Here is a 25,347-nt window from a genome sequence, read left to right on the forward strand (position 1 = left end):
CCACGATCCGCTATGTCGGGCTGGCCAAGGCGACCGCCCAGGTGACGATGGCGGCGATCGCCTTCAACATGCGCCGATGGGCCGCTATCGCGGGATAGGTGCGCCTGAGTTCCGCCCATACAGGGTCGGACGACCGCCTGAAACCCCAAACAAGACGTCAAATCCCCCGCAAACAAGCGAACAACCGCCGCAACCCCGCCGCCGCAAGCTTTTGCTCATGACTGCGCAACAGGTCCACAAGGGGGGAGATCGGCAGCTTCGCCGGCGCCGCCTGCTCCGAAACGCCTTTCCCCGATCGCCAAACCCCTCAGAACTCTATCCCCTGCTGCGCCTTCACGCCGGCGGAGAAGTGGTGCTTGGTCACGCCCATCTCGGTGACCAGATCGGCCGCCTCGACTAGCGCCGGCTTGGCGTTGCGGCCGGTGACGACGACATGCAGGCCTTCGCGACGCGCCTTCAGCGCCGCGACCACCTTTTCGAGATCGAGGTAGTCGTAGCGCAGCGCGATGTTGAGTTCGTCGAGCACCACCAGGCTGATCGACGGCTCGGCCATCAGCTCGAGTGCCTTGGCCCAGGCGGCCTCGGCCGCCGCGATGTCGCGTTTCAGGTCCTGCGTCTCCCAGGTAAAGCCCTCGCCCATGGCGTGCCAGACGACGCGGTCGCCGAAGCAGGCAAAAGCATCCTTCTCGCCGGTGTGCCATTTGCCTTTGATGAACTGGACGACGCCGACGCGCTTGCCGTAGCCGAGCATTCTGAGCGCCAGCCCGAAGGCGGCCGTGGTCTTGCCCTTGCCCGGACCGGTGTTGACGATCAACAGCCCTTTCTCGACCGTCTTGGCTGCAACCTCGGCGTCCTGCACCGCCTTGCGCTTGGCCATCTTGGCGCGGTGGCGCTCCTCGTCCTTGGGGTCGATAGTATCAGCCATGTCATTTCACCCTGAGCGGCAGCCCCGCCACCATCAAAAGCACGGTGTCAGCGACGGCGGCAACGTCCTGGTTCAACCGGCCGGCCGCGTCGCGAAACCGTCTTGCCAGCGCATTCTCCGGCACGATGCCCTGGCCGACCTCGTTGGACACCACGAACCAGCGTCCACGCGGCCGCGACAGCACATCTGCCAGCCTTCGGCATTCGGCCTCGACATCATGTTCGGCCAGCATATGGTTGGTCAGCCACAGCGTCAGGCAATCGATCAGCACCGGCTGGCCGTCAGGCAGTGCCTCGATCGCGCCGGCAAGGTCGAGCGGCGCCTCGATGGTCGTCCAGCCGGCGCTGCGGCGCGAGCGGTGCAGCGCGATCCGTTCGCGCATCTCCTCGTCATAGGCTTGCGCCGTCGCGATATAGCTCCATGGCGCCGGACAGGCACTCACCAGCCTCTCGGCATGCACGCTCTTGCCGGAGCGCGCACCGCCGATGATCAGGGTCAGCGCCCCGGCAGCGCGGTCAGGCAAAGCTGTCGCGCAGGCTGGTCGCCGTGCCGGTGAAGCGGCCGCGCACCACGCCGACGACCGCGCCGAGCACCAGCCAGAACACCAGATTGGTCAGCGTCACCGCCACCACGAACTGATGATGCAGGCCTTCCGGGATTGTCGTCTCGAAGCTGTCGGGCTGCGGCGCGCCGACAATATGCGGCGCCACCATCAACGCCACCGCAAGGACCGCCAGCGGCAGCGATCTGCGGAAGGCGAGCAGGCCGAGACCGGCGGCGGTCGCCACCACCGTTGCCCACCACCAGATCTGGCGTTGGACAAGGTCGGCCGCCGGCATTGCCGGCAATTCCGGCGGCAGGCCGAGGCCGGGCGCCAGCGTGAACACGGCAAAGCCGGCAAGCCCCCAGAACAGGCCCTGGCGCCAATTGCCGATGCCGCCGGCGAATTCCGAAACCGCAACCAGGATCAGTGCGAAGCCGATGCCGGTGACGATATTGGCAACGACGCTGAAGGCAAAACGTTCGAAACCGTCGGCCGGCGCCCAGCCTTCGTCCTCCGCCGGAGCCATTGCTTCAGCCGGTGCCGGCGCGGCGCTGCTTATAGCCATCGTGCCCCCGGCGTTTTCGACCGGTGCCGCAGGTGCCGCGGCATGGTCATGGCCGCCGCCGGCCTGCTCGTAGACTTCCGCCTTCAGGATCAGCGGCACCGTGGCATAGGCCTGCATGCAGGCGAGAACGACGCCGGCCACGAGCCCTGCGATCGCCGCGATGAACACGACGTTGCGAAACAGTGTCATGATGTCAGCCCCTTGTCAGTGGCAGGGAAAGCCCATCGAATGGCGATAGTCGTGGGCGGCATTGTGGACCGCATCGATGTGCGAGAAGCCGACAAAGCCCATGACGAAAATGCCGAGGAATGCAGCAAGCGCCAGCTGCATGAAACGCGACTGCGAGGAGACGGAAGCGCCGAGCGAGACGGAAGCGGTATTCATGTCTTGTCCTTTCGCCCTCCACCCGAGGGCATAGAAGTCAGTTTCCTGTCGCCGGCAGGTCTCCTGGCTCGCGGATCAGCGCCCTTCCCCACCTTCCCGAAGAAAATCTTCAGTGGCATATGGAGAGGACTACCGCACACAGTTGCGGGGGCAGCCACGGCATTGGGCAAGAATTTCGCCCGCACCGCATTCCCTCTTGGTTCCAAACGGAACCGACGACATCAGCGACTATAGGCAGAATCGCCGCGCCCGGCAAACCAAATTCCGCCGGATCGTGTGGCGAATGCGCCGCCTCGCCAAGCTCGCCGGCCGGCGCCGCAATTGACAATTCTCACAGCCGGGTGTCGGCTGGCGGATGGGAGGAAGCCGGCATGCAACCCAGCCCGAATGAGCGCGGTCCCTATAACGGCCTGACGCGGGCCGAGCCGACGCTGCCGTCATCGGCCTATTGGGACATCGCAGGCTATCAGCGCGATCTCGAGGCCATCTGGTATCGCAACTGGCTGCTGGTCTGCCGCGAGGCCGACCTTGCCCAGCCGCTGGCATTCAGGACGTTTCGCATAGGCACGCAGGAGATCGTCGTGCTGCGCGACGAGACCGGCGAATTGCGCGCCTTCCACAACACCTGCCGCCATCGCGGCTCGCAGCTTTGCCAGCAGAGCGAAGGACGGCTGAAGGCGCGGCTCATCACCTGCCCCTACCACGCCTGGTCCTATTCGCTGCGCGGCGATCTGGTGCGCGTGCCGTCGAAATCGCTGCCGGACGGTTTCGACAAGGCCGATCATCCGCTCTACCGCGTCGCGCTTTCGGTGTGGCGCGGTTTCGTTTTCGTCAACCTCGCGCAAGACGCTGCCGGTTCGGCTGAAACATCCTTCGATCCGGCATCCGGCAACCTCGCCAACTGGCCGCTGGAAACGCTGCTGAGCGGCCATGTGCTGCGCAAGGTTATGAACTGCAACTGGAAGATATTTTGGGAGAACTTCAACGAGTGCCTGCACTGCCCTGGCGTCCACAAGGACCTGTCGCGGCTGGTGCCGATCTATGGCCGCGGCCTGATGGGCCGGCACGACGACCCCGAATGGGCGCGCCACGCCGACAATGACGCGCCGGAATTTGCCGGCGGCTTGCGGGCCGGGGCCGAAACCTGGTCGCGCGACGGGCGCGTCCACGGCTCGGTCTTTTCGAGCCTGACGCCGGCCGAGCGTGCTGCCGGGCAGACCTATGCCACCAACTTGCCGTCGATGTTCGTCGTCGGCCATGTCGACTATGTCAGGACCGTGCGGCTGGTGCCGCTTGGGCCGGAGCAGACCGAACTCACCGCCGAATGGCTTTTTTCGCCCGAAGCGCTCGTCGATCCGGCTGCGGATATCGACAACATCGTCGCCTTCGGTACCCAGGTGCTGGAGGAAGACGCTGATATCTGCGAGGTCAACCAGAAGGGCCTGCGCTCGATGCGCCATAAGGCCGGCGTGCTGATGCCCGAGGAATATGATTTGCACCGCTTCCACAACTGGGTGCGCGAGCGGCATGCGGCGCTTGAACATCAAAGCGATTTGGGCAGATAGCGCCAAGTGACGAAGCCGCAGACCGCCGCCAGCAGGCCGAGCGTCGCGAAAACCGCGCCCAGGCCGAAGAACGCCAGCACCACTGAATAGACCAGCGGCGGCGTCAGCTCGGAAAAGTCGAGATAGGTGCGGTAGACCGCCGCCATCTGCGCCCGCTCATACGAGCGCACCGAGCGCATGAACGCGGTCGAGCCCAGCGCATCGAGCGCGATGGTGAAGAAGGCACCGCAAAGCAGCAACGCGCCGGTGACGAGCGGCGCGGCCTCGCCGACGGCGCCGGCCGCCAGCAGCGTCGCCGACATGGCGAAATAGGCAAACGTCATGGTGCGCCGGCCGCCGAAACGCTTTCCCGCCCTGCCCCAGAAGATGGCCATGAACAAAAGCGCATTGCCGGCCGAAACCAAGAGGCCACCGGCGAGCTCGCCCTCGCCGGTGATCACCATGAACAGCGGCCCATAGACAAAGAACGTCGTCCAGAAGCAGGAACGGCCGAAGGCGATCAGCCAGGCCAGCCTCAGCCTTGGCTGCGCGACGAAGCGGCCGATATTGGCCAGCGGATTGACCGGCCGCGTCTTGCCCGGGCGGATCGACGGGTTGTCGCCAAGCCGGTAGGTCCAGAACAGCGCCAGCAGGGCCATGGCGAAGACGGCCACCGCGCTATGCGCGGCATAGATGCCGAAACGCGTGTAGAGGAAAATGCCGAGCGTCGGCCCGGCGGTCCAGGCAAGCATCGACCACGCCATGCGCAGCGACTCGGCCTGCATGAAATCGGTCTTGCGGATGTGGTCCATGATGTAGAGGTTGAGCGTGATCGCCAGCGCGCTGGCGCCGATGACGCGGCAGAGCATGCCGACCGTTTGGCCAGCAAGCGTATGAGTGACGAAGAACAGCGAGCCGACGGCCAGCAGGCAGGCACCGGCGGTATAGACCCAGCGCCGGGCAAAGCGCCGGATCAACATCGGCATGAACAGCGTCGCCGAGAGGCCGAGCATTGCCACGACCGTGTAGAGGATCGAGACGATCTGCTCGTTGTGCAGGATCTCATAGGCCTGGATCGGGATGACGCTGGAGACGGTGGCGCGCGCGAACGATTCGACCGCATAAAGCGAGGCGAAGGTGCGTGCATCCGCCGGCCGCAAGGCCGCAAGCCAGATAGGATGGCGCACATGGGTAGCCATTGCTTTCCCCGAAGCAGAATCGCCCAAAGCAGGGTTTGGAGCACAAATCTGCCGCGGCGATTCCTGGCCGGGTAACAGGAAACCGACGCCTTCACGGCAAAAAGCGAAGCCGGCCAAAGGCTTTCCGGCTCTGGCCTAAAGCGAGTTCTAATGCTGACCCGCGCCAACGCGACGCGAGGACTGCTTCTTTTGACGGTGGCAACCGTGATAGTCGTCTTGCCGGGGCTGAACCAAGACAGCGAGACCGATGAGCATCGCCACGCCGACCACCGCCGTTCAGGATCAACCGAAGGCGAAGCGCATCGCCGCCATCGACATCGCACGCGGCATCGCTTTGCTTGCCATGGCGAGCTATCATTTCACCTGGGATCTCGAATTTTTCGGCTACACCGATCCCGGCCTCACCGCCTTCGGCTGGTGGAAAATCTACGCGCGCTGCATCGCCTCGAGCTTCCTGTTCCTGGTCGGCGTCAGCCTCTATCTCGCCCATGGCAAGAAAATCCGCTGGACAGGCTTCTGGAAGCGCTTCGCCATGGTTGCCGGGGCGGCTCTCGCAATATCGCTGGTCACCCGAATCGCCACGCCCGACGGCTTCATTTTTTTCGGCATATTGCACGAGATCGCGCTCGCCAGCCTGCTCGGCCTGGCGTTCCTGCGGCTGCCGGCGCTGCTGACGCTGCTTGTCGCGGCGTTTGTCATCGCGGCGCCCTTCTACCTCAGATCCGAGGCCTTCGATCATCCGGCTTTGTGGTGGGTCGGTCTATCGGCGACCAATCCGCACTCCAACGACTATGTTCCGCTGCTGCCCTGGTTCGGCGCCGTGCTTGCCGGCATCGCGGTTACCAAACTCGCCGCCACCTCCGGCGTGCTGACCCGGCTGTCGGCCATGACGCCAGGCCGCTGGGCAAACCCGCTGGTCTTCATCGGCCGGCACAGCCTTGCCTTTTATCTGATCCATCAGCCGCTGCTGATCGGCTCGGTCTGGCTGTTTTCGCAATTCATGCCGGCGCGGGTCGAAAGCAGGGAGGTGAACTTTCTGAAATCCTGCCAAATATCCTGCGAGCAGGCGCGCGACACCGAGTTCTGCTCCAGCTATTGTGCCTGCATGCTGGACACTCTCCAGGGCGAAGCCTCGCTTGACCGGCTCTACAGCAACGACCAGTCCCCGGAGTGGAAGGCGCATATTGGCGAGCTCGCCGGCACCTGTACCGCCCAAACCGAGGCGGCGGAACCGAGAACGCGCTAATCGAGGGAGGACAGCAATGAGCGACAGTCACCCGAAACCCGTGCAGCAAAATCCTGGGCAGCCGAAGCTGGGGCACATCCCATGGCCGCCGCTGATCTATATCGCCGCCATCATCGTCAGCGTCGCGCTAGGGTTTCTCTATCCACTGCCGTGGATCGGCGATCTTCTCGGCGACATCCTGTTCGCCGCCGGGCTTGTGGGGCTGTTGGCGGTCGCCGCGCTCTGGTTCACCGCGATCCGCATCATGATCCGCGCCAAAACGACGCTCAACCCGAACGGCGTGCCGGACCATCTGGTGACCACCGGACCCTTCGCCGTCAGCCGCAACCCGATCTACCTCGCCAACACATTGCTGCTGGTCAGCCTCGCCTTTGTCTCGGGGATCGCCTGGTTCCTGCCGCTGGCGGTCATCGCGGCATTCCTGACGCAGAAGCTGACGATCGAGAGCGAGGAGAAGGTGCTGACGGCCAAATTCGGCAAGAAGTACCGGGACTACGCGAAAAGGGTGCGGCGCTGGATTTGAGCCGGGGCTGACACCGCGCTTACGTGGTGACGCCGAGTTCAACCAGCCGCTCGACGCAGGATTCCTCGGCCTGGTCGAGCTCGGCCAGGGTCTCCTCGAGGTCGCGGCGTTTCTGGCGAAGATCCTCGCGCTTTTCCTCGATGCGCTTGATCATCAGCTTGAGTTGGCCGACCTCGCCGGGCGGCTCCCTGTACATCTGGATGATTTCGCGGATCTCGTTGATCGAGAAGCCGAGCCTCTTGCCGCGCATGATCTGGCGGATGAGATGCCGGTCCGACGGACGGAACAGCCGGGTGCGGCCGCGCCTTACCGGCTGCACCAGCCCTTCGTCCTCGTAGAAGCGTAACGTCCGCGTCGACACGTCGAATTCGCGGGTCAGCTCCGTGATCGAATAATATTCCCGCATCGCCACTCCAATGCCCCGGCCACGCCGCGAGTTCCAACTGGCCGGCGCCGCCGGCATCCAGGCGCGTACCAGAATCGGCGGACAAGGCACCTTTCAAAGCCTCGCATGGCATTTACGTAAAAGTCAATTGAGGTGCCGTTCAGCCTACGCCGAACCACCATGTGGCAAGCCCGAGAAAGGCAAAGAAACCGACGACATCGGTGACCGTAGTGACGAAAACCGCCGAAGCCACAGCCGGGTCGATCTTGAAGCGGTCGAGCAGCAGCGGGATCAGGATGCCCGCCAGAGCCGCCACGAACATGTTGATGATCATCGCCGCCGCGATGATGCCGCCGAGATTGCGATCGTGGAACCAGGCAGCCGCGACGATGCCGATCAGAATGGCGAAGATGATGCCGTTGATGAAGCCCACCCCGATTTCGCGGCGGATGATGCGGCCGGCATTGTAGATGTCGAGGTCCCTCGTCGCCAGCGCCCGCACCGTGACGGTCATGGTCTGCGAGCCGGCATTGCCGCCCATGCCGGCGACGATGGGCATCAGCACCGCCAGCGCCACGATATGCTCGATGGTGCGGTCGAACAGGCCGATCACCGAAGCCGCGAGGAAGGCCGTCAAAAGGTTGACCAGCAGCCAGGGCACACGCGAGCGCGAAGTCGAAAGGATGCTGTCCGAGAGTTCTTCGTCGCCGACGCCGCCCATGCGCAGCAGATCTTCCTCGGCCTCCTGCTGGATGACGTCGACGACGTCGTCGATGGTCAGCACGCCGACCAGCCGCTCGTTCTCGTCCACGACGGCGGCGGACAGAAGATCGTATTGTTCGAATTCGCGTGCCGCCTCCTCCTGGTCCATGGTGGCCGGGATGGCATGCCTGGTCTCATGCATGACTTCTTCGACCTTGACCGAGCGCTTGGTGCGCAGGATCTGGTCGAGGTCGATGGCGCCGAGCAGCTTAAAGCTCGGATCGATGACGAAGATCTGGCTGAAACGGTCGGGAAGATTGTTGTCCTCGCGCATGTAGTCGATGGTCTGGCCGATCGTCCAGAATGGCGGCACCGCGACGAACTCCGTTTGCATGCGGCGGCCGGCGGTCTCTTCGGGATAGTCGAGCGAGCGCCGCAGCCTGATCCGCTCGGTGAACGGCAGTTGCGACAGGATCTCGTCCTGGTCCTCCTGGTCGAGGTCCTCGAGAATGTAGACGGCATCGTCGGAATCGAGCTCCTGCACGGCCTGGGCGATCTGCGCATTGGGCAGATTGTCGACGATGTCGCGCCTGATCGCCTCGTCGACCTCGGTCAGCGCGGAAAAGTCGAAATCCTTGCCCAGCAATTCGACCAGGGCGCGGCGCTGTTCCGGGTGCAGCGCCTCGAGCAGGTGGCCGAGTTCCGACTGGTGCAGATCGTCGACTTCGCGCTTCAGCGTCAGCGTATCGCGATCGGCGATCGCGGCACCGATCTGGGTGAGAAACGACGACAGGATGACGCCGTCCTCGTCATAGATGTCGGCGCGGCGCTCCTCGGCGGCCCTGGTGCCGGTCATGTGTTCGTCCTGGCCTTCCACCAGCGCCTCCCGCCATCGGATTTCCGGATAAGGTGCCTGTCAGGTCTAGACCATGATCCTGAAAAGTGGAAACCGGTTTTCCGAAAAGATCATGGTCAAACACAAAGATGGAGCGGCGGCGCGATTGGCTTGAGAATCGGCCTCTCCGTGCGCAACGGACGGATATCAGACGACCTTGCGAGCTGCCGGTTGCCCAAGATTGATAATTCAAGATTGATAATTAGAGGATTCTAATTTAGCATCTCTATAATTACCGGTAATAAAGGGAGGGTGTTTATGGGGAAGTATCTGTTTGCCAGTCTTGCGCTGGTTTGTTCGGGAATACTTTTGAACCCGATTGCCGCCGATGCAAAGGCCTTCAAATCTTTTCAGGGCAAGGAATGCAAGCCTGACTACAAACGGCTTTGCCCAATGACACCGATCGGCAAATGCGACCTTCAGAGCATGATCGAGCAGTTGTCACCCGCCTGCAAGGCTTTCGTCGAGAAGCACCGGTAATCCAGCTCTGCCATCGCCGCCGACCAACCGCCGGGTAGTCCGCGACAACGCCAGGTGTGGTGTGCCCCGGTCGGGGAATCGGTCGCCCAACAACATTAGTCCCGGTGGTCGGGCAGAACGGCATATGCTGCACCGGGAATGAGGCGAGGCCGACGCTGCGACGGTCTCGCTGGATATCGGGCTTAGAGGCCTGCCGATCAGGCAGCGTAGCGTTTGGCCTCAGCCGCGTAGGCGCCAAGGACACCACTCCAGCCACGCTCCGATTCGAAGGCCTGGCGCGCTGCTTCTGCGGTCTCGCCCATGTTCTCCAGAAGCCGGTGCTCGAGTTCCACCCGCGTCGAATTCTCGCCGAGCGCGACAAAGCGGATGTCGACCTCGGTCAGCAATGCCGGATCGTAGCGCCAGTCGGCCCCGATACGCCAGGCGAGCGTCAGCCTCGACGGCGGATCCCAGGCGAGAACCTCGCCCCAATCGCATTGTGACCCATCCTCGCCGATCTCGTACCAGCGGCCGCCGGCTTTCGGTTCGATCACCGCGGTCGTCAGGGCGGATTTGCCGATTGAGTGCGAAGCCGGCCACCACCGTCCGAACCCTGTCGTGAACACATCGAATGCCTTGTCGAGCGGCACCTCCACGGTCACCGACTTCCTGACCGGTGCGGGCTTGATCATAGTCGTCATTTCCTCTTCTCCTTGCTGTTGTCGACTTCCCGTTTGAAGGCGTCGAGCGCATCGCCCCACATGCGATCGAGCCAGGCGCGCATCTCGCCGAGCCCATGCGGGTCGAGATGATAGATATTGCTGGCGCCCTTGGGCTCGGCACGGACCAGTCGGGCTTCCTTCAGCACTTTGAGGTGCTGCGATACCGCCGGCTGCGAGACCGGAAGCACCCGCGTCAGATCGATGACCGAGCGCGGCCGATCGGCGATGAGCTCGAACACCTTGCGGCGTGTCGGATCGGCCAAGGCCACCATTCCTGCGTAATCATAAACCATGACTTATGATAAGCTAAAACTTATGATAGGTCAACCGAGGGAGTGGCGGGCCCGTGTTTAAGCACCGGCCGGTTCGACCCCGAGGCTCCGGGCAATTCCTTCGCGCGGGGCATGGACAGCAATGCGGATGCGAGATTGCTCAGGGAATCAATCCACCGCATGCGAGCCGGCAGGTGTCGACCACCGGGGAAAAGTAAACCTGACGGCAAGGTTTTTACCTTATCGGTGTATATGTCTCTCCGGCGAAACATTAAGAACGGGTAAATTGGCTTGGCCCTAACTACGGAAGCCTCTCGCCACAGGCCCTCAGCCATATGGCAATTGCGCCTCTCCTTGTTTATGGCAATGTACGTGTTAGGTGCATCTGCACTATATCCAGAAGTATTCCGTACATCAGCCCTAATCTATTCTCACAAGTTTCTTATTGGCATGCCGGTCTTGTTTATCGGTGGCGTCTGTTGTGCCGCGCTCATCCATGGCCGACGGCAACCGGTTCGCTACGCCCTGGATTTGGTTCAAGGGCGCTGGCGCGGCTGTCTGTTGGTGCTGCTGTTCTTCTTTGCCAGCTTGACCGCGTTCTCCACCTACAAGATCGCCATCCCGTCCGTCGTCCCATACTACGCCGACCACTGGTTAGCCGACGCTGATGAATGGTTGCACGGGATGCCGCCGTGGGAGATCGCCCATAAGCTCGACAGCAACGGGTGGTCGCTCGTCGTCTTCAACAGCTATGAAGTCATTTGGTTCTACCAGTGGTTCGGCACCATCCTTTTCGTGGCGCTCTGGTCGGACGAGATTGCGCGCATCCGCTATCTCAGCGCGGCAGCGCTGACGTTGTGCATCCTCGGAACTGTCTTGGCTTTGGCGCTGGCATCGGTCGGGCCGGTTTACTACCACCAGTTTGTTGGCGTGGATCGCTTCCACGGATTGAATGCCGCCTTGGACAGACTGGACCATAATTACATGGTGCGGGAACCCGCAGCATATCTCCTGATGGCTTACCGGAGTGGCCGGCCAAGCCTTGGCGGCGGCATCTCGGCCATGCCAAGCATGCATGTCGCCTTTGCCGCACTGAACGCCTATCTGCTGTCCTCGATCAATCTCTGGCTGGGCGCTCTGGGTTGGGCGTTTGCAGCCCTGATCCTGTACGGATCGGTGTACACTGGATGGCACTATGCCCTGGACGGCTACGTATCGATCGCTGCTGTATCTGTGATCTGGTGGGCAACCGGACGCCTGGTGCGCGAATAATTATCCACGCAAACCGCATATATGGCTACGCGCCGATGGCGTTTTCGCATCGGCCAAACTCGCGATCGCAGGCAAAAAAGCCTCGCGCCTGACAAAGACGCTCTTTGCCGTGCTCGAACTCAACGGGGCGCTTTCGAATTTAATGGTGCGGTCGAGAAGACTCGAACTTCCACGGGTTGCCCCACAGCGACCTCAACGCTGCGCGTCTACCAATTCCGCCACGACCGCACGTGGTAGGAGCCAGAACGAACCGGCCCGCGGCGTGTAGCAAATCGTTTCCGGTGAAACAAGTGCGCGGCCAGCAATAATCGGCCGGATATCGGCTTAACTCTGCAAAGCGCCGAACGTGCCCGGAACTGGACGTTTGTACCGATTGCCGCCATATGAGGGGCGAGACGAGATATCATGACAGAACGCAGCCAGATCGCCACGTCGTTCCTGCCCTCGCCCGGCTCGGCGCCGGTCGAATGGCGCATTGAGCCCGGGCTCACCGCCTATCCCGATGCGCTCGCCGTGATGGAGGCGCGCGCCGAAGCAATCCGCAGCGGCGCGGCTGGCGAGATGGTCTGGCTGGTCGAGCATCCGCCGCTCTACACCGCCGGCACCAGCGCCCGTTTCGAGGACCTGATCGAGCCGGACCGCTTCCCGGTCTTTGCCGCCGGACGCGGCGGCGAATACACCTATCATGGGCCGGGCCAGCGCGTCGCCTATGTCATGCTCGACCTCAAGCGGCGGCGCGAGGATGTCCGCGCCTTCGTCGCGGCACTCGAACAATGGATCATCGGCACGCTGGCCGCCTTCAACGTACGCGGCGAACGCCGCGAGGACCGCGTCGGCGTCTGGGTGGTGCGGCCGGATCGCCCCGCTTTGCCCGACGGCTCGGTCGCCGAGGACAAGATCGCTGCCATCGGCATCAGGCTGAGGCGCTGGGTGAGCTTTCACGGCATTGCCATCAATGTCGAGCCGGATCTCGGCCATTTCAGCGGCATCGTGCCGTGCGGCGTCCAGGATCACGGCGTCACCAGCCTCATCGATCTCGGCCTTCCCGTAACAATGGCCGATCTCGACCTGGCGCTGAAATCAGCCTTCGAAGATGTCTTCGGCCCGGCAGCGCCTTTGCAGGTCGAGGCGGCCCGCAAAGTCGGCTGACAGAACCTCACTGAAGACCGTAGTCCTACGCTGCGCCCCTCGCCTCCGCGAAGAACGGGTCGTCAGCGTTCGAGCCATGTCTTTCAGCGCATCCTCACATCGCGCCGATCCAGATTGCCATGGAAATGAGGAACGTGCTCATGCACACCAGCGAAACGACATCCTGAACAAGATCGGTCATAACTCTCTCCTGTTGTTAGTATGTTCGTATTTTGTTCTAATTTTGTTCGAATGTCAACGATCGCAATCCCGGCATGGCCGGAATTGCGTGCGGTCAATTTCGACAGGGTTAAGAAAGGGTTGAGAGGCAGATTGCCGACGGTTTCGGGCCGAGAGCGCGCACGAAAAATAGCGGACGGCGCACGCCAGTTCGCAGGCCGGCATCACCTCGGTCTTAGCACACCCTAAAGCGGGACGACCTTGCCGTCGGCAAGCGTCACGCGGCGATCCATGCGCGAGGCAAGCTCGTGATTATGGGTGGCGATCAGTGCCGCCAGGCCCGATTGCCGGACCAGCGCTGCCAGCGCCTCGAACACGTAGGAAGCGGTCACCGGGTCGAGATTGCCGGTCGGCTCATCGGCCAAAAGCACCAGCGGCGCATTGGCGACGGCGCGCGCAATGGCGACGCGCTGCTGCTCACCGCCGGAGAGCTCGGAAGGGCGATGATTCGCCCGCTTGCCGATCTGCATGTAGTCGAGCAATTGCGCCGCCCGCTCGGCCGCCTCCTTGCGCGCCAGCCCTTTTATCAGCTGCGGCATCATGATGTTTTCCAGCGCCGAGAATTCCGGCAGCAAGTGATGGAACTGATAGACGAAGCCGACATCGTTGCGGCGGATCGTCGTGCGCTCGTCGTCGGAAAGCCGACCGCAGGCGCGCCCCGCCAGGATCACGTCGCCGGCGTCCGGCCGCTCCAGCAGCCCGGCGGTGTGGAGCAGCGTCGACTTGCCGGTGCCCGAAGGCGCCACCAGCGCCACCATCTCGCCACGCTTAAGCGAAAAATCGGCGCCGTTCAGGATGGTCAGCTTGCGCGGCCCCTGCACATAGTGCCGTTCGACGCTCTTCAGCTCGATAATGGCCTCGGCCATCATTCGTACCTCAGCGCTTCGACCGGATCGAGCCTGGCCGCCCGCCACGCCGGAAACAGTGTCGCCAGGAACGACAGCGCCAAAGCCATGAGAACGACCGAGATCGTCTCGCTGGCATCCATCCGGGCCGGCAGCTGGCTTAGGAAATAAAGCTCGGGATTGAACAGCCGCTCGTTGGCCAGCCAGGAGAAGAACTGGCGGATGCGCTCGACGTTGAGGCAGATCAAGATACCGAGCAGTACGCCGGCGATGGTGCCGACAACGCCGATCGCGGCACCCGTCATCAGGAAGATGCGCAGGATCGCGCCGCGCGTCGCTCCCATGGTGCGCAGGATGGCGATGTCGTGGCCCTTGTCCTTCACCAGCATGATCAGGCCCGAAATGATGTTGAGGGCCGCCACCAGCACGATCAGCGTCAGGATCATGAACATGACGTTGCGCTCGACCTGCAGCGCGTCGAAGAACGTCTTGTTGCGTTGCCGCCAATCGACAAGGCTGATCGGCCGCTGCGCCGCCTCTTCGACCTTCGGCTTCAGCGCGTCGATATTGTCGGGATTGTCGGTGTAGATCTCGATCGTCTGCGCCCGGCCGTCCATGTTGAAATAAAGCTGCGATTCCGAGAACGGCATGTAAACGATGGAGCTGTCATATTCCGACATGCCGACCTCGAAGATCGCGGTGACCGGATAGCCCTTCATGCGCGGCGTCGTGCCGAGCGGCGTGACGTCGCCCTCGGGCGAGATCAGCGTGATCGTATCGCCAAGCACAAGGCCGAGATTCTCGGCCATGCGGCTGCCGATGGCGACGCCCTCGCCGGTGTCGAAGCCGACGATCGAGCCCTCCTTGATGTTGTTGGCGACGATGGTGATCTTGCCGAGGTCCTCGCCGCGTATGCCGCGCACCAGCGCGCCGGTGCCGCCGCCGACATTGCCTTGCGCCAGCACCTGCCCGTCGATCAGCGGAATGGCGTATTTGACGCCGGGCACGCCGTTGATGCGGCCGGCGACCTGGGCATAGTCCTCCAGCGGCATGTCGAGCGGCTGCACGATCAGGTGCCCGTTGACGCCGAGGATGCGCGTCAGCAGCTCGGCGCGAAAGCCGTTCATGACCGCCATGACGACGATCAGCGTGGCAACGCCCAGCATGATGCCGAGAAAGGAGATCGAGGCGATGACCGAGATCACCGTCTCCTTGCGGCGCGAGCGCAGATAGCGCCACGCAACCATACGCTCAAAGCCGGAAAAGGGTCCTGCCCCCGAAGGTTTGGCTGCTGCCGGTTCGTTCATGCGGCGGCACCGAAACGCTTTTTCACGTCGCCGATCGGCAGCGTCTCGCGCTCGCCGCTCCTGCGGTTCTTGATCTCGACCTCGCCGGCTGCGACGCCGCGCGGCCCCACGATCACCTGCCACGGAAGTCCGATCAGGTCGGCGGTAGCGAACTTGCCTCCCGGCCGCTGGTCGGTGTCATTGTAGAGCACCTCTTTGCCGGCGGCGGCAAAGGCGGCATGCATCTCGCCGCAGACGCGGTCGCATTCGGCATCGCCAGCCTTCATGTTGATCAGGCCGACGTCGAACGGCGCCACCGCTTCCGGCCAGATGATGCCGTTATCGTCATGGCTGGCCTCGATGATCGCCGCGACCAGCCGCGACGGGCCGATGCCGTAGGAACCGCCAGAGACGAAATGATCCTTGCCGTCCGGCCCGGTCACCTTGGCGCCCATCGGCTTGGAATATTTGTCGCCGAAATGGAAGATATGGCCGACCTCGATGCCGCGCGCCGAGACTTTGTCGGCTTCGGTGAGCTTTTCCCATGCCGCCTCGTCATGCATTTCGTCGGTGGCGGCATAGGGCGTCGTCCATGTCTTGACGATCTCGGCAATCTCGGCGTCATTCGAAAAGTCGGTATTCGCCCCCGGTACATCAAGCGAGAGATAGTCGCGATGGCAAAACACCTGGCTCTCGCCGGTGTCGGCCAGGATGATGAACTCATGGCTGAGGTCGCCGCCGATCGGCCCGGTGTCGGCGCGCATCGGAATCGCCTGCAGCCCCATGCGCGTGAACGTCCTGAGATAGGACACGAACATGCGGTTATAAGCGGCCTTGGCGCCTTCATAATCGAGGTCGAAGGAATAGGCGTCCTTCATTAGGAATTCGCGCGAACGCATGACGCCAAAGCGCGGGCGCACCTCATCGCGAAACTTCCACTGGATATGATAGAGGTTGAGCGGCAGGTCCTTGTAGGACTTGACGTAGGAGCGGAAGATCTCGGTGACCATCTCCTCATTGGTCGGGCCGTAGAGCATGTCGCGATCTTGCCGGTCCTTGATGCGCAGCATCTCCTTGCCGTAGTCTTCATAGCGGCCGCTTTCGCGCCACAGCTCGGCCGATTGGATGGTCGGCATCAGGATTTCGAGCGCGCCGGCGCGATTCTGCTCCTCGCGAATGATCCGGCAGACCTTGTCCAGTACCCGCTTACCGAGCGGCAGCCAGGAGAAGCTGCCTTGCCCCTGCTGGCGGATCATGCCGGCGCGCAGCATCAGCCGATGCGAGACGATCTCGGCCTCGCGCGGATTTTCTTTGAGGATGGGCAGGAAATAGCGCGACAAACGCATGAACTGGTCCGTGAGAGAGGATGGCGGCGCCGGGATCGGCGCAGCGCAGGCTTGCTTGCCCCGGCTTCATAGCCATTTCATGGCGGAATGGAAACCCGGCCCAGGCGCTGCACAGACGCCGCAATTGCCGCACACGGCTTGCTGGGCGTTTCGCAAGCAACGCCTGCCGTACTATTGTGCACTGCAGCACGAGATTGCCTGTTTCCGGGCAAAATTCTTCGTGACATTTTCACCCGCCTTAGGCTAGTGTGCCCCGATAACCGAGAGGGCGGAGAAAAATCTGCCCTCCTACGCGGTCAAAGTCTTGGGAGGATGCGATCTAGGCGCGGTAACTCGCTGCCGCCGGACACCGGAAACAGATCGGACGCGTTTAAATTGCAAGGCCTCGCGCCTTGCATTTTTTTTGTGCAATCATTTGGTTAGCAAGACAGATTGCCAAACTACATGACGTTGCGTCAGCCCAAATCCGGCCCACGGCTTTTACTTGGGCTGACCTTGCTGGCTGAGCTTGATTTCAGGGCGTCGGCATAGGCCTTGGATAGCCGGACATTGGGTAGCCGGCTAATGCGCTGGGCTCTGGTTGAAATCCGGCACGATGTGCGGGATGTCGTCGATGCCGAGACCAAGCCCTCTCGTGATGCCGTAGAAGATGCCCATCAGGACCAGTGTGGCGATCGTCGTGCGCAGTGCGGCGCGCAGCATATGCGGTCCGCGCGGCGCGCTCGGAACCGTACCCAGCGTCACATCCTGGTCATCGTCCTGCGTCCGCATGCTGAACGGCAGGACGGCGAACAACACCACCCACCAGGTAGCGAAGAACAGGGCGATGAAAGAGACCCAGCTCATGCTTGCTCCAGTTCGACCAGCGTGCCGAAAAAGTCCTTGGGGTGCAGAAACAATACCGGTTTGCCATGCGCGCCGGTCTTCGGATTGCCATCGCCCAGCACGCGCGCGCCGCTGGCCTTGAGACGGTCGCGCGCCGCAACAATGTCGTCAACCTCGTAGCAGACATGGTGCATGCCGCCGGACGGATTCTTCTCGAGGAATGCCGCGATCGGCGAGCCTTCGCCGAGCGGCTCCAGCAACTCGATCCTGGTATTGCCGACGTCGACGAACACCACCGTCACGCCATGCTCCGGCAGCGCCTGCGGCGCGGTCACGCGGGCGCCAAGTGTATCCCGATAGGCCGCCGCCGCCGCAGCCAGATCCGGCACGGCAAGCGCGACATGGTTGAGGCGTCCGAGCATTGACTGCGTCCTTAGGGCAGTAAGGCAATAGGGCAGTATGGGAGTAGGGAAAACTACTTTCTCCCCTACTGCCGTACTGCCCTACTCCCCTATTCCCTTACCGCGTGACGAACACCGTCACCAGCGGCTTCTTGCCCCAGGCTTCGTTGGCCGCGCCGCGCACCGCGCGCCGCACCGCCTCCTGGACCAGGTCGAGGTCTTTTCGGCGCTGGCGGGGGATGGAGTCCACGGCGCCGATTGCCGCATCGATCATCAGGTCTTCCAGGCTGTCGCCGCTGCCATCGGCCTCGGCGACGCCGATGGCGACTAGATCGGGATCGCCGGCGAGTTCGTATTTGTCGTCGAGCACGACATTGACGGCGACGTGGCCGGCGAAGGACAGCTTGCGCCGGTCGCGAATGCCCATCGCCTGGTCGGTGCCGACCAGCCTTCCGTCCTTGTAGATGCGGCCGAACGGCACCTGGTCGATGATCGCAGCCGCACCCGGATAGAGCCTGAGCATGTCGCCGTCGCGCACCTGCGCCACCTGGCCGATGCCGGACGTCGACATCAGCGAGCCCTGCGCCACCAGATGCGCCGCCTCGCCATGCACGGGAACGCCGATCTGCGGCCGCACCCATTCATACATCTTGCGCAATTCGCTGCGGCGCGGATGACCGGAGACATGCACCAGCGCATCGCCGTCCTCAATGATCTTGATGCCGAGATCGATCAGGCGGTTCTTGATCTCGAGGATCGCCTTCTCATTGCCGGGAATGGTGCGCGAGGAAAACACCACCGTGTCGCCGGCAGTCAGCGCCACCGACTTCATCTCGTCGCGCGACAGCTTGGCGAGTGCGGCAAGCGGCTCGCCCTGGCTGCCGGTACAGATGATGACGAGGTTTTCGCGCGGGATGAAGCCGTAATCTTCCTCGGCGATGAATTCCGGCAAGCCGTCCATATAGCCGAGTTCATCAGCCACATCGATGACGCGCTTCATCGAGCGGCCAAGCACCAGGCACTGGCGGCCGGCATCCCGCGCTGCCTTGGCGATGGAGACGATGCGCCCGACATTGGAGGAGAAGCTGGTGACGGCGACACGGCCCTTGGCGTTCTGGATGACGCTCTTGATGCCCTCGCCCACCGCCACTTCGGACGGCGATTCCCCTTCCCGCAGCGCATTGGTGGAATCGCAGATCAGCGCCAGCACGCCCTGGTCGCCATAGGCGCGGAAGCGTGACTCGTCGGTCATCGGCCCCACCGTCGGCGCCGGATCGATCTTCCAGTCGCCGGTATGGATGACGACGCCGGCCGGAGTGGTGATCGCCAGCGACATCGGCTCGGGAATGGAGTGCGCGACGGGGATGGCCTCGATCTCGAACGGGCCGACGGTGAATTTCTCGCCGGCCCGGTAGATCGTCACCGGGATCTTCGGCGCCCCTTGCTCGCCCTGCCGCTTGGCTTCCAGCAGGCCGGCGCTGAACGGCGTCATCCAGACCGGCGCCTTGAGCTTCGGCCAGATGTCGTGCAGCGCACCATAGTGGTCCTCATGCGCATGGGTGATGACGATGCCGCGCAGATTGGCGACATTCTCCTCGATGAAGCGCGTGTCGGGCAGCACCAGGTCGACGCCGGGCAGGGTTGCATCGGGAAAGGTGACGCCGACGTCGACGACGATCCATTCGCGCGCATTGGCCGGGCCATAGCCGTAGAGGGCGAAGTTCATGCCGATCTCGCCGACACCGCCGAGCGGCACGAAGACAAGTTCGGCGTTTTCCGCTTTCGCCATGATCTTTCCTTCCTTGCCCGTCAAACTCTTGGGCCGGTCAAATTCAAGCTGGTCAAATACAGGCCAGTCAAACGTATTGGCCAGTCAACCGCCGGCCGAGGCAACCGCGCCGAAATGCACGTCGCCGGCGGCGATCGTCAGAACCGAACCTTCATCGTCGCGGATCACGAAACGGCAGTCCTCGTCAATGGTCTCGAAGGTGCCGCGCACCACATTACCGTCAATTCTGACAGCAACCTGCCCGCCAAGCCCCGCCGCACGCGCCAGCCACCGCTGCCTGACGGCGGCAAGCCCACGCCCTTCGTTCCACAGCCGGGCATTCTCGCTCCATGCATCCGACAGCGCCAGAAACAGCGTCTCGGCATCGCAAGCAGACCCCAGCGCGTTGAGCGACGTCGCTGGATAGGGCAAATCCCTGGGATAACCCACCACATTGACGCCGATGCCGACAGCCACTGCGGAACGGCCCCCCTCCAGCATCGCCGATTCCAGTAGGATGCCGGCGAGCTTGGCGCCCGAGGCAAGCACATCGTTCGGCCATTTCAGCTCGAAACGGCTCTTGCCTTGGCTCGCACCATCGAGGCCGATCGCGATCCTGCCCTTCGGCACGACAGCGTCGAGCGCGTCGGCCAGCGCCAGTCCGGCAACGAAGCCGAGCGTCGCGGCAAGCCGAAGCTCGGTGTTGGTGATCACCAGCAGCGTCGCTGCCAGATTGCCTTCGGGCGTCGCCCAGGCGCGGCCACGGCGGCCACGCCCGGCTTCCTGCTTTTTTGAGACGACCCAGAGCTTGCCCGGATCGCCGGCCCGCGCGTGCTCCAGCGCCAGCGCATTGGTGGAGCCGACCGTGTCGTGCGCCTCGAGCCGGAACCCTTCCGAAGCCGCGGTTGGAGCCAGCCTGAATGTCATTCCGTCAGAAGAAGGTCTTGGCTGCGGCAGCGGCATAGGTTCCGATCGGGCCGCCGATCAGCACATAGAACAGCACGAAGGCGCCGCAGACGCCGAGCACGACGCGCAGTTCGGTCGCCATCGGAACGAAGCCGCCGACCGGTTCGTCGAACCACATGATCTTGATGATGCGCAGATAATAATAGGCGCCCACCACCGAGGCCAGCACGCCGATGATCGCCAGCGCGTAGAGATTGGCATTGATGGCGGCAAGGAACACGTACCATTTTCCCCAGAAGCCGGCGAGCGGCGGGATACCGGCCAGCGAAAACATCAGGATGGTGAGGATCGTCGCCATGATCGGGTTGGTCGCCGACAGGCCGGCGAGATCGCTGATCTGCTCGACATTGCCCTCCTTGCGCCGCATGGCGAGGATGAAGGCGAAGGTGCCGAGCGTCATCACCAGGTAGATCAGCATGTAGATGGCGACGCCGCGCACGCCGTCCTGGCTGTTGGCGGCAAGGCCGACCAGCGCATAGCCCATATGGCCGATGGAGGAATAGGCCATCAGCCGCTTGATGTTGGTCTGGCCGATCGCCGCAAAGGCGCCGAGCGCCATCGACGCGATCGAGATGAAGACGATGATCTGCTGCCAGTCGGCGGCGATCGGCTTGAAGGCGCCCATGGTGACGCGCACCATCAGCGCCATCGCCGCCATTTTGGGTGCCGCCGCCAGAAAAGCCGTCACCGGCGTCGGCGCACCTTCATAGACGTCGGGCGTCCACATATGGAACGGCACCGCCGAGATCTTGAAGGCAAGGCCGGCCAGCACGAAAACCAGGCCGAAGACGAGGCCGAGCTGGCGCTCGCCGCCGCTCAGCGCCGCGGCGATCTCCTGGAAGCCGGTATTGCCGGTGTAGCCGTAGACCAGCGAGATGCCGTAAAGCAGCATGCCCGAAGACAGCGCGCCAAGGACGAAATACTTCAGGCCGGCCTCGGTCGAGCGCAGACTGTCGCGGTTGATCGCCGCCAGCACGTAGATCGCCAGCGACTGCAGCTCGAGGCCGAGATAGAGCCCGATCATGCCGTTGGCCGAGATCATCAGCATCATGCCGAGCGTGCAGAGCAGGATCAGCACCGGATATTCGAACTTGTCGAAATGCTCCGCCTGGGCAAAGCGGACCGACATGACCAGCGTCACCGCCGAGCCGATTAGCGCCAACACCTTCATGAAGCGGGCGAACGGATCCTGGATGAAGGCTTCGCCATAGGCGTTGCCCTGCCCCGGGGAAAAGATCAGCCAGGCGCCAGCGATCACCAGCACGGCGACGGCAAGGCCGCTCACTGTGACGGTGGTGTTGGCGCGCGAATAGGCGCCGAGCATCAACAGCGCCAAGGCGCCGATGGCGAGGATCAGCTCTGGCGTCGAGAGCGACAGGCTGGAGAGAAGGTCCGGCGTCATGGTTCGCAAAACCCCCAGTCAGTTCGCCGCCGCGGTCTGCGCGGCGCCGATGGATGCAGTGACATTGGTAACGAGCGCCTTGACCGATTCGGCCGTCGCGTCGAAGATCGGCGCCGGATAGACGCCGAAGAAAATGACCAGCGCGACCAGCGGATAGATGATCACCTTCTCGCGTGTCGACAGGTCGAGCAGTCCTTTCAGGCTTTCCTTGGTCAGTGCGCCGAAGATCACCTTGCGGTAGAGCCAGAGCGCATAGGCCGCCGACAGGATGACGCCGGTGGCGGCGAAGAACGCCACCCAGGTGTTGACCCGGAACACGCCGAGCATGGTCAGGAACTCGCCGACGAAGCCGCTGGTGCCGGGCAGACCGACATTGGCCATGGTGAAGATCATGAACACGGTTGCATATTTCGGCATGTTGTTGACCAACCCGCCATAGGCGTCGATGTCACGCGTGTGCATGCGGTCGTAGACGACGCCGACGCAGAGGAACAGCGCGCCTGAGACCAGGCCGTGCGACAGCATCTGGAAGATCGAGCCCTGCACGCCTTCCTGGTTCATCGCGAAGATGCCCATGGTGACGAAGCCCATGTGAGCGACCGACGAATAGGCGATCAGCTTCTTCATGTCCTCCTGCATCAGCGCCACCAGCGAGGTGTAGATGATGGCGACGACGGAGAGCGCGAAGATCAGCGGCGCGAACATTTCGGAGGCGATCGGAAACATCGGCAGCGAAAAACGCAGGAAGCCGTAGCCGCCCATCTTGAGCAGGATGGCGGCCAGGATCACCGAGCCGGCCGTCGGCGCTTCGACATGGGCGTCCGGCAGCCAGGTATGCACCGGCCACATCGGCATCTTCACCGCAAAGGAAGCGAAGAAGGCAAGCCATAGCCAGGTCTGCATATTGGCCGGGAAGTTGTGGGTCAGAAGCGTCGGGATGTCGGTGGTGCCGGACTGGAAGAACATCGCCATGATGGCGAGCAGCATCAGCACCGAGCCGGCCAGCGTATAGAGGAAGAACTTGAACGAGGCATAGACGCGCCGCTTGCCGCCCCACACGCCGATGATGATGAACATCGGGATCAGGCCGGCTTCGAAGAAGACGTAGAACAAGACGATGTCGAGCGCGCAGAACACGCCGATCATCAGCGTCTCGAGCAACAGGAAGGCGATCATGTAAGCCTTGACGCGCTTCTCGATCGATTCCCACGAAGCGAGGATGCAGAGCGGCATCAGGAAGGTGGTCAGGATGACGAACAGCATGGAGATGCCGTCTACGCCCATATGGTAGGAGATGCCGGAATCCAGCCAGGCAAACTTCTCGACGAACTGGAAGCCGGGCTGCGAATTGTCGAAGCCGGTCCAGATGAACAGCGAAACCACGAAGGTGAAGGCGGTCGTGAACAGCGCAATGGCGCGGATGTTGCGGCGCGCATTGTCGCTGTCGTCACGCACGAAAAGGATGAGCAACACACCAACCAACGGCAGGAAGGTGACCAGCGATAGGATCGGCCAGGCGGTCATCAGAGCATCATCCAGGTGACGAGTGCGGCAACGCCGATCAGCATGGCGAAGGCATAGTGATAGAGATAGCCGGTCTGCAGCTTGACGACGCGGTTGGTGACGTCGACGACGCGCGCCGAGATGCCGTCCGGCCCGAGCCCGTCGATGATAGTGCCGTCGCCGGTCTTCCACAGGAAGCTGCCGAGGCGCTTTGCCGGCCGCACGAACAGGAAGTCGTAGAGCTCGTCGAAATACCATTTGTTGAGCAGGAAGGCATAGAGCAGGCGATGGTTGGCCGCGACGCTCCGAGGCATTTCCGGCGCGCGAATGTAGAATTGCCAGGCTATCGCAAAGCCGATCAGCATGGCGATGAACGGCGCGAGCTCGACCCAAAGCGGCAGTTCGTGGATCTCGTGCAGGATGTGGTTGTCAGGCAGCGTGAACAGCGACATCTTCCAGAATTCGGCATAGCCCTCGCCGATGAAGGCGCCGTGGAAGATCACGCCGGCGAACAGGGCGCCTGCCGCCAGGATGAACAGCGGCACCAGCATGACCGGCGGCGATTCATGGACATGGTGCATCACCTCATGGCTGGCCCGCGGCTCGCCATGGAAGGTCATGAAGATCAGCCGCCAGGAATAGAAGGAGGTGAAGCAGGCGGCAACGACCAGCAATATGAAGGCAAACCCGGCGACCGCATTGTGGCTGGCAAAAGCGGCTTCGATGATGGCGTCCTTGGAGAAGAAACCGGCCGTGCCGATGATCGTCACCGGGATGCCGACGCCGGTCAACGCCAACGTGCCGATCACCATCATCCAGTAGGTCGTCGGGATGAGCGTCCTCAGGCCGCCCATCTTGCGCATGTCCTGCTCGTCGGAGACGGCGTGGATGACCGAACCCGAGCCGAGGAACAGTAGCGCCTTGAAGAAGGCGTGCGTGAACAGATGGAAGATCGCCGCGCCATAGGCGCCGACGCCGAGCGCCACGAACATGTAGCCGAGCTGCGAACAGGTCGAATAGGCGATGACACGCTTGATGTCGTTCTGGACGAGGCCAACTGTCGCCGCGAAGAAGGCGGTGAAGGCGCCGATGAAGGTGACCACGGTCAGCGCCGAATGCGACAGCTCGAACAGCGGCGACAGCCGCGCCAGCATGAACACGCCTGCCGTCACCATGGTGGCGGCATGGATCAGCGCCGAGACCGGCGTCGGGCCTTCCATGGCATCCGGCAGCCAGGTGTGCAGCGGCACCTGCGCCGACTTGCCCATGGCGCCCATGAACAGGAGCAGGCAGACGACTGTCATCGCGGCTTGCTTATCAAGCGCATAGCCGAGGAAGGTCAGTACGGCCGGACCCTGCTGCGCGCCTTCGGCCGGAATGAACGTCGCCGCATTGGCGAAGATGGTGCCGAGATTGACCGAGCCGAAAAGCACGAACACGCCGAATATGCCAAGCGCGAAGCCGAAATCGCCGACGCGGTTGACGACGAAGGCCTTGATCGCAGCCGCATTGGCCGACGGCTTCTTGTACCAGAAGCCGATCAGCAGATAGGAGGCCAGACCGACACCTTCCCAGCCGAAGAACATCTGCACGAGGTTGTCGGCCGTCACCAGCATCAGCATGGCGAAGGTGAACAGCGACAGATAAGCGAAGAAGCGGGGCCGGTCCGGGTCGTGATGCATGTAGCCGATCGAGTAGATATGGACCAGCGCCGACACCGTATTGACGACGACCAGCATCACTACGGTCAGCGTGTCGATCCGCAGCGCCCACGACGCTTCGAGGCCTCCCGACTGGATCCAGCGCATCACCGGCACGGTGAACACCTCGCCGCCGCCGAAGCCGACCGAGAAGAAGGCGACCCACGACAGCACAGCCGCGATCACCAGGAAGCCGGAGGTGATGTATTCGGAAGCCTTGGCGCCGAGCGAGGTGCCGAACAGGCCGACGATCAGGAAGCCGAGCAGCGGAAGGAAGACGATGGCCTGATACATGGTGGT

The 25,347-nt window shown here is 62.9% G+C and carries 25 protein-coding genes, 1 tRNA gene and 1 riboswitch; of the genes, 6 read left to right on the forward strand and 20 right to left on the reverse strand.

Translation table 11 applies throughout. The features are described 5' to 3' along the window. Positions 1-307 precede the first annotated feature (307 nt). The 4 genes from cobO to NKH43_RS31200 are packed head-to-tail and all read right to left on the reverse strand — an operon-like array spanning position 308 to position 2,418. Entirely contained in the window at positions 308-925 is a 618-nt protein-coding gene (gene cobO, locus NKH43_RS31185) for a cob(I)yrinic acid a,c-diamide adenosyltransferase (RefSeq protein ID WP_023720715.1), read from the reverse strand. Between the two features lies 1 nt (position 926). Further along, entirely contained in the window at positions 927-1,448 is a 522-nt protein-coding gene (gene cobU / locus NKH43_RS31190; protein WP_023720716.1) for a bifunctional adenosylcobinamide kinase/adenosylcobinamide-phosphate guanylyltransferase, read from the reverse strand. Continuing rightward, entirely contained in the window at positions 1,441-2,223 is a 783-nt protein-coding gene (locus tag NKH43_RS31195; RefSeq protein ID WP_352861415.1) for a CbtA family protein, read from the reverse strand. The genes cobU and NKH43_RS31195 overlap by 8 nt, the downstream gene beginning before the upstream one ends. Before the next feature lie 15 nt (positions 2,224-2,238). Further along, positions 2,239-2,418 (reverse strand): CbtB domain-containing protein, encoded by a 180-nt coding sequence (locus NKH43_RS31200; protein WP_023720718.1) that lies wholly within the window; start codon positions 2,416-2,418, stop codon positions 2,239-2,241. A 36-nt stretch (positions 2,419-2,454) separates the two neighbouring features. Next, positions 2,455-2,650: riboswitch (cobalamin riboswitch) on the reverse strand. Positions 2,651-2,789: 139 nt separating this feature from the next. Between NKH43_RS31200 and NKH43_RS31205 the strand changes: the two genes are divergently transcribed. Continuing rightward, a complete protein-coding gene (locus tag NKH43_RS31205; RefSeq protein WP_352861417.1) occupies positions 2,790-3,983 on the forward strand; it encodes an aromatic ring-hydroxylating oxygenase subunit alpha in 1,194 nt (397 codons plus the stop codon). Here the strand turns inward: NKH43_RS31205 and NKH43_RS31210 are convergent. After that, the gene (locus NKH43_RS31210; protein ID WP_023720721.1) at positions 3,962-5,161 is read right to left on the reverse strand and encodes an MFS transporter; all 1,200 of its coding nucleotides are present in this window, start codon (positions 5,159-5,161) and stop codon (positions 3,962-3,964) included. The genes NKH43_RS31205 and NKH43_RS31210 overlap by 22 nt on opposite strands. A 247-nt stretch (positions 5,162-5,408) precedes the next feature. Between NKH43_RS31210 and NKH43_RS31215 the strand changes: the two genes are divergently transcribed. Both NKH43_RS31215 and NKH43_RS31220 read left to right on the forward strand, forming a co-directional pair. Beyond that, positions 5,409-6,407 carry a heparan-alpha-glucosaminide N-acetyltransferase gene (locus tag NKH43_RS31215; RefSeq protein WP_352861419.1) on the forward strand — a complete coding sequence of 333 codons (999 nt, stop codon included), beginning with the start codon at positions 5,409-5,411 and terminating at the stop codon, positions 6,405-6,407. A 16-nt stretch (positions 6,408-6,423) separates the two neighbouring features. After that, on the forward strand, positions 6,424-6,930 hold the full coding sequence (locus NKH43_RS31220; RefSeq protein WP_352861420.1) for a methyltransferase family protein: 507 nt from the start codon (positions 6,424-6,426) through the stop codon (positions 6,928-6,930). 19 nt (positions 6,931-6,949) lie between these two features. Here the strand turns inward: NKH43_RS31220 and NKH43_RS31225 are convergent, their stop codons facing one another. Further along, the gene (locus NKH43_RS31225) at positions 6,950-7,336 is read right to left on the reverse strand and encodes a MerR family transcriptional regulator (protein WP_023676566.1); all 387 of its coding nucleotides are present in this window, start codon (positions 7,334-7,336) and stop codon (positions 6,950-6,952) included. A 139-nt stretch (positions 7,337-7,475) separates the two neighbouring features. Then, entirely contained in the window at positions 7,476-8,873 is a 1,398-nt protein-coding gene (gene mgtE / locus NKH43_RS31230) for a magnesium transporter (RefSeq protein WP_352814642.1), read from the reverse strand. A gap of 297 nt (positions 8,874-9,170) precedes the next feature. Between mgtE and NKH43_RS31235 the strand changes: the two genes are divergently transcribed. Continuing rightward, positions 9,171-9,392, forward strand: a complete 222-nt coding sequence (locus NKH43_RS31235; RefSeq protein ID WP_352861424.1) for a hypothetical protein — start codon at positions 9,171-9,173, stop codon at positions 9,390-9,392. Between the two features lie 197 nt (positions 9,393-9,589). On the opposite strand, the gene NKH43_RS31240 is transcribed toward NKH43_RS31235, so the two are convergent. Both NKH43_RS31240 and NKH43_RS31245 read right to left on the reverse strand, forming a co-directional pair. Next, entirely contained in the window at positions 9,590-10,072 is a 483-nt protein-coding gene (locus NKH43_RS31240; protein ID WP_352495926.1) for an SRPBCC family protein, read from the reverse strand. Continuing rightward, complete coding sequence (locus NKH43_RS31245; protein WP_023720727.1) at positions 10,069-10,386, reverse strand: ArsR/SmtB family transcription factor; 318 nt, start codon at positions 10,384-10,386, stop codon at positions 10,069-10,071. The genes NKH43_RS31240 and NKH43_RS31245 overlap by 4 nt, the downstream gene beginning before the upstream one ends. 429 nt (positions 10,387-10,815) lie before the next feature. On the opposite strand from NKH43_RS31245, the gene NKH43_RS31250 reads away from it, so the two are divergent. Then, positions 10,816-11,637, forward strand: a complete 822-nt coding sequence (locus tag NKH43_RS31250; protein ID WP_023720728.1) for a phosphatase PAP2 family protein — start codon at positions 10,816-10,818, stop codon at positions 11,635-11,637. A 143-nt stretch (positions 11,638-11,780) separates the two neighbouring features. On the opposite strand, the gene NKH43_RS31255 is transcribed toward NKH43_RS31250, so the two are convergent. Further along, positions 11,781-11,865, reverse strand: a tRNA-Leu gene (locus NKH43_RS31255). Positions 11,866-12,042: 177 nt separating this feature from the next. Between NKH43_RS31255 and lipB the strand changes: the two genes are divergently transcribed. Continuing rightward, positions 12,043-12,786, forward strand: coding sequence for a lipoyl(octanoyl) transferase LipB (gene lipB, locus NKH43_RS31260; RefSeq protein WP_352483062.1), 744 nt, complete (start codon positions 12,043-12,045; stop codon positions 12,784-12,786). Between the two features lie 404 nt (positions 12,787-13,190). Here lipB and NKH43_RS31265 read toward each other — a convergent pair whose 3' ends face one another. The 10 genes from NKH43_RS31265 to nuoL form a co-directional block, all read right to left on the reverse strand. Continuing rightward, on the reverse strand, positions 13,191-13,874 hold the full coding sequence (locus NKH43_RS31265) for an ABC transporter ATP-binding protein (protein WP_352861426.1): 684 nt from the start codon (positions 13,872-13,874) through the stop codon (positions 13,191-13,193). Then, complete coding sequence (locus NKH43_RS31270) at positions 13,871-15,157, reverse strand: lipoprotein-releasing ABC transporter permease subunit (RefSeq protein WP_352861428.1); 1,287 nt, start codon at positions 15,155-15,157, stop codon at positions 13,871-13,873. The genes NKH43_RS31265 and NKH43_RS31270 overlap by 4 nt, the downstream gene beginning before the upstream one ends. After that, the gene (proS, locus tag NKH43_RS31275) at positions 15,154-16,482 is read right to left on the reverse strand and encodes a proline--tRNA ligase (RefSeq protein WP_352861430.1); all 1,329 of its coding nucleotides are present in this window, start codon (positions 16,480-16,482) and stop codon (positions 15,154-15,156) included. Before proS ends, NKH43_RS31270 begins: the two co-directional genes overlap by 4 nt. Before the next feature lie 561 nt (positions 16,483-17,043). Beyond that, the gene (locus tag NKH43_RS31280; protein WP_352861432.1) at positions 17,044-17,328 is read right to left on the reverse strand and encodes a DUF1467 family protein; all 285 of its coding nucleotides are present in this window, start codon (positions 17,326-17,328) and stop codon (positions 17,044-17,046) included. After that, complete coding sequence (gene mce / locus NKH43_RS31285; protein WP_352483057.1) at positions 17,325-17,729, reverse strand: methylmalonyl-CoA epimerase; 405 nt, start codon at positions 17,727-17,729, stop codon at positions 17,325-17,327. Before mce ends, NKH43_RS31280 begins: the two co-directional genes overlap by 4 nt. 97 nt (positions 17,730-17,826) lie before the next feature. Continuing rightward, positions 17,827-19,497, reverse strand: coding sequence for a ribonuclease J (locus NKH43_RS31290; RefSeq protein ID WP_352861433.1), 1,671 nt, complete (start codon positions 19,495-19,497; stop codon positions 17,827-17,829). Between the two features lie 84 nt (positions 19,498-19,581). Next, positions 19,582-20,403, reverse strand: a complete 822-nt coding sequence (locus tag NKH43_RS31295) for a biotin--[acetyl-CoA-carboxylase] ligase (RefSeq protein WP_352861434.1) — start codon at positions 20,401-20,403, stop codon at positions 19,582-19,584. Positions 20,404-20,407: 4 nt separating this feature from the next. Then, complete coding sequence (nuoN, locus tag NKH43_RS31300) at positions 20,408-21,844, reverse strand: NADH-quinone oxidoreductase subunit NuoN (protein WP_023720737.1); 1,437 nt, start codon at positions 21,842-21,844, stop codon at positions 20,408-20,410. Positions 21,845-21,862: 18 nt separating this feature from the next. Then, positions 21,863-23,368: an NADH-quinone oxidoreductase subunit M gene (locus NKH43_RS31305; protein ID WP_352861435.1), complete on the reverse strand. Its 1,506-nt coding sequence runs from the start codon at positions 23,366-23,368 to the stop codon at positions 21,863-21,865. Continuing rightward, complete coding sequence (nuoL, locus tag NKH43_RS31310; protein ID WP_352861437.1) at positions 23,368-25,341, reverse strand: NADH-quinone oxidoreductase subunit L; 1,974 nt, start codon at positions 25,339-25,341, stop codon at positions 23,368-23,370. Before nuoL ends, NKH43_RS31305 begins: the two co-directional genes overlap by 1 nt. Positions 25,342-25,347 lie beyond the last annotated feature (6 nt).

Origin of the sequence: Mesorhizobium sp. M1163 (assembly GCF_040318415.1) — a bacterium.
Classification (GTDB): Bacteria; Pseudomonadota; Alphaproteobacteria; order Rhizobiales; family Rhizobiaceae; genus Mesorhizobium.